The sequence below is a fragment of the Pantoea sp. RG18 genome (genome assembly GCF_025910075.1).
GTDB lineage: Bacteria > Pseudomonadota > Gammaproteobacteria > Enterobacterales > Enterobacteriaceae > Pantoea > Pantoea agglomerans.
On sequence record NZ_JAPCIL010000014.1, the window covers coordinates 262,622 to 268,784 of the forward strand.

9 protein-coding genes are annotated in these 6,163 nt (G+C 53.1%); 6 read left to right on the plus strand and 3 right to left on the minus strand.

The genetic code is table 11. The annotated features are described in order from the left end of the window. Positions 1 to 42 precede the first annotated feature (42 nt). Positions 43 to 987: a methionyl-tRNA formyltransferase gene (gene fmt / locus OK409_RS16250; protein WP_061704332.1), complete on the minus strand. Its 945-nt coding sequence runs from the start codon at positions 985 to 987 to the stop codon at positions 43 to 45. A 20-nt stretch (positions 988 to 1,007) separates the two neighbouring features. Continuing rightward, positions 1,008 to 1,520 carry a peptide deformylase gene (gene def / locus OK409_RS16255; RefSeq protein WP_010252747.1) on the minus strand — a complete coding sequence of 171 codons (513 nt, stop codon included), beginning with the start codon at positions 1,518 to 1,520 and terminating at the stop codon, positions 1,008 to 1,010. A 115-nt stretch (positions 1,521 to 1,635) separates the two neighbouring features. On the opposite strand from def, the gene dprA reads away from it, so the two are divergent. Genes dprA through OK409_RS16285 form a run of 6 tightly spaced genes read left to right on the plus strand, consistent with a single transcriptional unit; the run spans position 1,636 to position 5,430 of the window. Next, the gene (gene dprA, locus OK409_RS16260) at positions 1,636 to 2,760 is read left to right on the plus strand and encodes a DNA-protecting protein DprA (protein ID WP_033772964.1); all 1,125 of its coding nucleotides are present in this window, start codon (positions 1,636 to 1,638) and stop codon (positions 2,758 to 2,760) included. Then, positions 2,732 to 3,205: a DUF494 family protein Smg gene (gene smg / locus OK409_RS16265; RefSeq protein ID WP_010252741.1), complete on the plus strand. Its 474-nt coding sequence runs from the start codon at positions 2,732 to 2,734 to the stop codon at positions 3,203 to 3,205. The genes dprA and smg overlap by 29 nt, the downstream gene beginning before the upstream one ends. A 24-nt stretch (positions 3,206 to 3,229) precedes the next feature. Then, positions 3,230 to 3,778, plus strand: a complete 549-nt coding sequence (locus OK409_RS16270; protein ID WP_010252738.1) for a topoisomerase DNA-binding C4 zinc finger domain-containing protein — start codon at positions 3,230 to 3,232, stop codon at positions 3,776 to 3,778. Positions 3,779 to 3,781: 3 nt separating this feature from the next. After that, on the plus strand, positions 3,782 to 4,354 hold the full coding sequence (gene tsaC, locus OK409_RS16275; protein ID WP_010252735.1) for an L-threonylcarbamoyladenylate synthase type 1 TsaC: 573 nt from the start codon (positions 3,782 to 3,784) through the stop codon (positions 4,352 to 4,354). Between the two features lie 3 nt (positions 4,355 to 4,357). Then, positions 4,358 to 5,176 (plus strand): shikimate dehydrogenase, encoded by an 819-nt coding sequence (gene aroE, locus OK409_RS16280; protein WP_033781011.1) that lies wholly within the window; start codon positions 4,358 to 4,360, stop codon positions 5,174 to 5,176. Next, positions 5,173 to 5,430 carry a DUF1488 domain-containing protein gene (locus OK409_RS16285; RefSeq protein ID WP_033772956.1) on the plus strand — a complete coding sequence of 86 codons (258 nt, stop codon included), beginning with the start codon at positions 5,173 to 5,175 and terminating at the stop codon, positions 5,428 to 5,430. Before aroE ends, OK409_RS16285 begins: the two co-directional genes overlap by 4 nt. Here the strand turns inward: OK409_RS16285 and OK409_RS16290 are convergent. Continuing rightward, on the minus strand, positions 5,397 to 5,951 hold the full coding sequence (locus OK409_RS16290; protein WP_010671596.1) for a gamma carbonic anhydrase family protein: 555 nt from the start codon (positions 5,949 to 5,951) through the stop codon (positions 5,397 to 5,399). The genes OK409_RS16285 and OK409_RS16290 overlap by 34 nt on opposite strands. Positions 5,952 to 6,163: the final 212 nt, after the last annotated feature.

The following is a 6,163-nucleotide window of genomic DNA, read 5'->3' on the forward strand; positions in this document are numbered from 1 at the left end:
TGTCATCAAACAAAAGGCCCGGTGAGGGACCGGGCCTGAGAGTCAGTCCAGAAGGGTTCCAGGTTCAAACCATTCCCGGCGCGAGTTGAGAAGATCCTGAGCCGACATCGGTTTTTTACCGGCGGGCTGCAACTGGAGCAGGTTCAGTACGCCCTGAGCCGTTGCCACCTGGATGCCATGCTTGTCAGCATGGATAATTTCACCAGGCGCACGATCGCAGTGGGGCAGAACGCTTGCCTGCCAGACTTTAACCGGCTGATCTTCAATGGTGAAAAAGCTCATCGGCCACGGGTTAAAAGCGCGAATACAACGCTCAAGCTGTTCTGCAGAGAGTGTCCAGTCAAGACGTGCTTCCTCTTTACTGAGTTTCTCAGCATAGTTGGCCAGCGTTTCATCCTGTTTTTCAGGTGAAGCCTGCTGAGTGGTCAGTAATGTCAGCGTATCCAGCAGCCCCTGTGGGCCAAGCTGTGCCAGCTTGTCATACAGCGTGGCACTGGTATCCTGGGCAGTAATCGGACAGGCCAGCTTATGCAGCATATCGCCGGTATCCAGTCCCACGTCCATCTGCATGATGGTCACGCCGGTTTCGCTGTCGCCAGCCCAGAGCGCACGTTGAATAGGCGCAGCTCCGCGCCAGCGTGGCAGCAGTGAGCCATGGACATTGATGCATCCCAGACGTGGCATATCAAGCACGGCCTTGGGCAGAATTAATCCGTAGGCTACAACCACCATCACATCGGCCTTGAGGTCAGCAACCAGTTGCTGATTTTCTTCAGGTCGCAGTGACTTAGGCTGATAAACCGGAATGTCATGTGCCATCGCCAGCGTTTTGACCGGGCCTGGCGTTAATTTGTTACCGCGACCAGAAGGACGGTCGGGTTGGGTGAATACGCCGATAACCTGATGTTCAGAAGCAAGCAGCGCGTCAAGATGACGCGCTGCAAAGTCAGGTGTGCCGGCAAAGATGATTTTTAGCGGGGCAGACACGTTTATCCCTTATTAAGATCTCAGGAAGCCTGCGCGTTCTGACGCGCCAGTTTCTCTAATTTATTTTTGATCCGTTGCCGCTTTAAAGGCGACAGATAATCGATAAACAGTTTGCCTTCCAGATGATCGATCTCATGCTGGATACAGATGGCCAGTAACTCGCTGGCTTCCAGTTCGAAACTTTTACCCTCGCGATCCAGTGCACGGACCTTTACCCGCTCGGCACGCGGAACAAATGCGCGCTGTTCCGGAATAGAGAGGCAACCCTCTTCAATGCCGGTTTCACCACTTTTTTCCAGCAGCTCAGGGTTAATCAGCACTAAACGCTCTTCACGACTTTCAGAGACGTCAATCACGATAATGCGCTGATGAATATCGACCTGCGTAGCCGCAAGACCGATACCTTCTTCGGCATACATCGTCTCGAACATATCATCAACGATACGCTGAATGTCTGCGTTAACTTCTTTAACGGGCGCAGCAACTTTGCGAAGACGCTCGTCAGGGAAATGTAATACCTGCAAAACTGACATAAATATCCAGATCTGTATTCGGTTAAGAAAAGATTACTACCTTATATTGTAGACTTTTCGAGGCCTGATTGACAGCATTCTGCGGCAGGAAGCAAGGGCGATCAGGGAGCTGAAGATGGACAAAATAGCGCAGTCTGTACGGCTGGCCGCCGTCACTGGAATGACAGGGAAACGCTGGGTTGATGTGGCGCAGCAAATAGGTGCCGGACAGGCAGACAGGGAGCAGCTTATCCGGCTTGGCTTAGATGAGAGCCAGTGCCAGCAATATGATGATTTTAATGAAAATAATCTCACAGAAGTCTATTCCTGGCTGGCTCAGAGTCCGGCTCATCATCTGGTAACTGCTCTGGACGCGGCCTATCCTGCCCGTCTTAAAGAAACCAACCGCTTTCCGCCGCTGCTCTATATTGATGGCGATCCTGCGCTTATCAGCACACCACAGTTAGCGGTGGTGGGCAGCCGAAACTGTTCACACTATGGCCGCTACTGGTGCGACTGGTTTACCCAGCACTTAAGCCTCAGCGGTCTGACCATTACCAGCGGACTGGCAAGGGGTATTGATGGTGTTGCGCATCAGGCAGCACTCAACGTAGGCGGTAAAACGGTGGCCGTGTTAGGTAGTGGTTTGCAGCGGCTCTATCCCAGCAATCATGCCCATCTTGCCGCAGAGATCGTTGAACAGGGTGGAGCGGTGGTTTCTGAGTTTCCGCTGACGACCCTGCCGCATCCGCTTAATTTTCCGCGCCGTAATCGTATTATCAGCGGCCTGAGCCATGGGGTGCTGGTGGTAGAAGCCTCGCTGAAGAGTGGTTCCCTGGTAACGGCGCGGTATGGGCTGGAGCAAAATCGTAATGTCTATGCCTTACCTGGCGCGCTCGGTAACCCGTTAAGCGAAGGCGTAAACTGGCTGATTCAGCAGGGGGCGCTGCTGGTGGCCCATCCCCATAACATCGTGGAAGATCTGGCAAGTGCACTTAACTGGCTGCCGATGACACCGGCCGGTGAAATTTATTCTGAGGTGAGTGACGATGCTCCATTGCCATTTGCTGATGTGTTGGCTAACGTAGGTGATGATGTTACACCTGTTGACGTTGTCGCTGAACGTGCCGGCCAATCTGTGCCAGTTATCTCAGCTCAGTTGCTGGAACTGGAGTTAGCAGGATGGATCGCAGCTGTACCCGGCGGCTATGTCCGATTGAGGAGGGCATGCCATGTTCGACGTACTGATGTATTTGTTTGAGACATATATCCACAACGAAGCAGAAATGGGTGTTGATCAGGACAGATTGACAGACGACCTGACGGATGCCGGGTTCCATCGTGAAGATATTTACAGTGCGCTGAACTGGTTAGAAAGATTGGCTGACTATCAGGAAGGACTGGTTGCGCCAATTTTACTGACAAATGATCCGCTCTCCATGCGTATTTATACCGATGAAGAGAGCAAACGTTTAGATGCTGACAGCCGTGGTTTCCTGCTGTTCCTGGAGCAGATTCAGGTGCTGAACCTGGAAACGCGTGAAATGGTCATCGAACGCATTATGGCGCTGGATACCTCTGAGTTTGACCTGGAGGATCTCAAATGGGTGGTACTGATGGTGTTGTTCAACATTCCCGGATGTGAAAATGCCTATCAGCAGATGGAAGAACTGCTATTCGACGCCAATGAAGGTATGCTGCATTAAATTTCCTTTCATGCATTGATCGCTATGAGTAAAGCTGCACTCTTCACCGTGCGTAAACAGGATCCCTGCCCCGCTTGCGGGGCAGAACTGGTTATCCGCTCCGGTAAACACGGTCCTTTTCTGGGCTGCGCGAACTACCCGGCATGCGACTACATTCGACCCTTAAAGGGTCAGGCCGATGGTCATGTGGTCAAAGTGCTGGAAGGCCACGCCTGTCCCGAATGCGGTGCGGATAAAGTGTTGCGGCAGGGGCGATTTGGCATGTTCATTGGCTGTAGCCTCTATCCGGAATGCGGATACACCGAAACCATCGACAAACCAGATGAAACCTCGCTGGCCTGTCCACAGTGCCATGAAGGCCGGTTAGTTCAGCGGCGCTCCCGTTACGGCAAAACGTTTCACTCCTGCGACCGCTATCCAGCCTGCCAGTTTGTTGTGAATCTGACACCCGTTGCCGGAATCTGTCCTTATTGCCAGTATCCGCTATTAGTTGAAAAAAAGACGGCCCAAGGGATCAAACGCTTTTGCGCCAGTAAAAGTTGTGGCAAAGCCATTGCTGAAGAGAATTCATAGACCATGGAAAATCAACACCTCGCCGATTCACTTGAAACCTGCTTAGAGCAGCTGAATCGACAGGCGGTCATCGCCTATCCTACTGAAGCCGTATTTGGTCTGGGCTGTGACCCTGACAGTGAATCTGCCGTCATGGCTTTACTGGCGCTGAAACAGCGTCCGGTAGAAAAGGGGCTTATCCTGATTGCGGCTGATTACACCCAGCTGGAACCTTACATCTCCGCTCGGGAACTGTCTGTGATCCAGCGTGAGCGGATGTTTGCATGCTGGCCCGGCCCGGTGACCTTTGTCGTACCCGTTCCGCCACAAACGCCTCGCTGGCTTACCGGACAGTTTGATTCACTGGCCATTCGCGTCAGTGACCATCCTGATGTGCAGGCCCTTTGCCGCGCATTTGGTAAACCGCTGGTCTCAACCAGCGCAAATCTGTCAGGCCTGCCTCCCTGCCGAACGGCTGAAGAAGTGAAGCAGCAGTTTGGTGAGCAGTTCCCGGTTCTGTCGGGAAAAACGGGTGGGCGGCTCAATCCCTCTGAAATCCGCGATGTCATCAGCGGCGAACTTATACGTCAGGGCTAATTCATGGATCAATTCGCCGTTTTCGGTAATCCGATCAACCACAGTAAATCTCCGCTGATCCATCAGGCTTTCGCTGAACAGACGGGCATTGAACATCGCTATGGTCGGATTTGTGCCCCGATAGATGGTTTTCCTCAGGCGCTCTCTGCCTTTTTCGAACAGGGAGGCCGTGGCGCCAACGTGACGTTACCTTTTAAACAGCAGGCATGGGAATTTGCCGATCAGCTCAGCGAACGTGCAGCCCTGTCCGGCGCGGTAAACACGGTGAAAAAACTCAGCGATGGGCAGATCCTGGGTGACAACACGGATGGTATCGGGCTGTTAAGCGATCTTGAACGGCTGAAGATGATCAACGCTGGTGACAAGGTATTGCTGGTGGGGGCGGGTGGTGCTGCACGTGGGGTCATTCTGCCGCTTCTCTCAGCAGGCGTGACACTCACTGTTGTTAACCGTACCGCCGCGCGGGCGGAAGAGCTGGCTGGCCTGTTTGCAGCGAGCGGCACTATCCGCGCATGTGGTTTTGAGCAGCTGACAGATCAGCACTTTGATCTGATCATTAATGCGACCTCAAGCGGCGTGAATGGCGAAACCCCTCCTTTACCTGCAGCAGTCATTCATGCTGATGTGCGCTGTTATGACATGTTTTATCAAAGCGGGCTGACGCCTTTCCTGCGCTGGTGTCAGGCGCAGGGTACGGCTCATCTGGCAGATGGTTTGGGCATGCTGGTGGGGCAGGCTGCTCATGCCTTCTATCTGTGGCACGGTGTGATGCCGGAAATCGCACCGGTGATTACCCAGCTTAAACAGGCCATGCAGCCATGAATCAGGCGATACAGTTTCCTGATGATGAAACCTATAATGCTGAACTGAACGCGGTCTGTTTCCCGGTGCTGGTCAACGGCATGCGGCTGACCTGTGCAATCAGCGGGAAGTCGCTGGCCTCACGTTTTGGTGAAGGGGAGGCGATGGCGCTGTTTCAGCACCATCGCTGGGATCTGGAAGATGAGGCCGAAGCGGCTATCCGTCAGGATAATATTGATGCTCAGGGCTGGATCTGGTTATCTCCCGCCAGGTAATCATCTTTCCAGGCGACATAATTATTAGCGGAATAGCGTAAACCTTCCTTCTCATTGTCATTCAGCGGCCTGATCTGCCTGACCGGACTACCCAGATAGAGATAGCCGCTCTCCAGTCTTTTACCTGGCGGCACCAGACTTCCGGCACCAATCATCACCTCTTCTTCTACTATTACGCCATCAAGCAGAATCGATCCCATTCCGACCAGCACGCGATCGCCAATGGTACAGCCGTGCAACATCGCTTTATGCCCGACCGTGACATCCTCGCCAATAATAAGAGGGAAGCCTTGCGGGTTAGACGCTGATTTATGCGTAACGTGCAGAACGCTGCCGTCCTGTACATTAGTACGGGCACCAATGCGGACCTGATTCACATCACCCCTGATCGCAACCAGCGGCCAGATGCTCACGTCGTCCTCCATTATGACATCACCGACCACAACACTGCTTGGATCGACCATAACGCGCTGGCCGGTTTGCGGGAAAAGGTCTTTATATGGACGTAGGGCGGAAGTCATCATGTTCTCCTTTGTTCTGTTTTCAATGCAGCCTGATGCGATTTCAGGCAGCTGACAAGCCAATTCTGGCCTGGATCGCTGGCGATCTCATCAATCTGGATCATTTATAACCGTTCAGATAAAAGATCCAAAAAAAGGGTTGTGCTCTGAAACGGGATCCCTATAATGCGCCTCCATCGACACGGAACACCGGCAACGGGAAGCGGGTTGAG

Coding starts and splice junctions, on each gene's coding strand:
- def (WP_010252747.1), bottom strand. CDS start 1,520: ATGTCAGTTTTGCAGGTATTACATTTCCCTGACGAGCGTCTTCGCAAA.
- dprA (WP_033772964.1), top strand. CDS start 1,636: ATGGACAAAATAGCGCAGTCTGTACGGCTGGCCGCCGTCACTGGAATG.
- smg (WP_010252741.1), top strand. CDS start 2,732: ATGTTCGACGTACTGATGTATTTGTTTGAGACATATATCCACAACGAA.
- OK409_RS16270 (WP_010252738.1), top strand. CDS start 3,230: ATGAGTAAAGCTGCACTCTTCACCGTGCGTAAACAGGATCCCTGCCCC.
- tsaC (WP_010252735.1), top strand. CDS start 3,782: ATGGAAAATCAACACCTCGCCGATTCACTTGAAACCTGCTTAGAGCAG.
- aroE (WP_033781011.1), top strand. CDS start 4,358: ATGGATCAATTCGCCGTTTTCGGTAATCCGATCAACCACAGTAAATCT.
- OK409_RS16285 (WP_033772956.1), top strand. CDS start 5,173: ATGAATCAGGCGATACAGTTTCCTGATGATGAAACCTATAATGCTGAA.
- OK409_RS16290 (WP_010671596.1), bottom strand. CDS start 5,951: ATGACTTCCGCCCTACGTCCATATAAAGACCTTTTCCCGCAAACCGGC.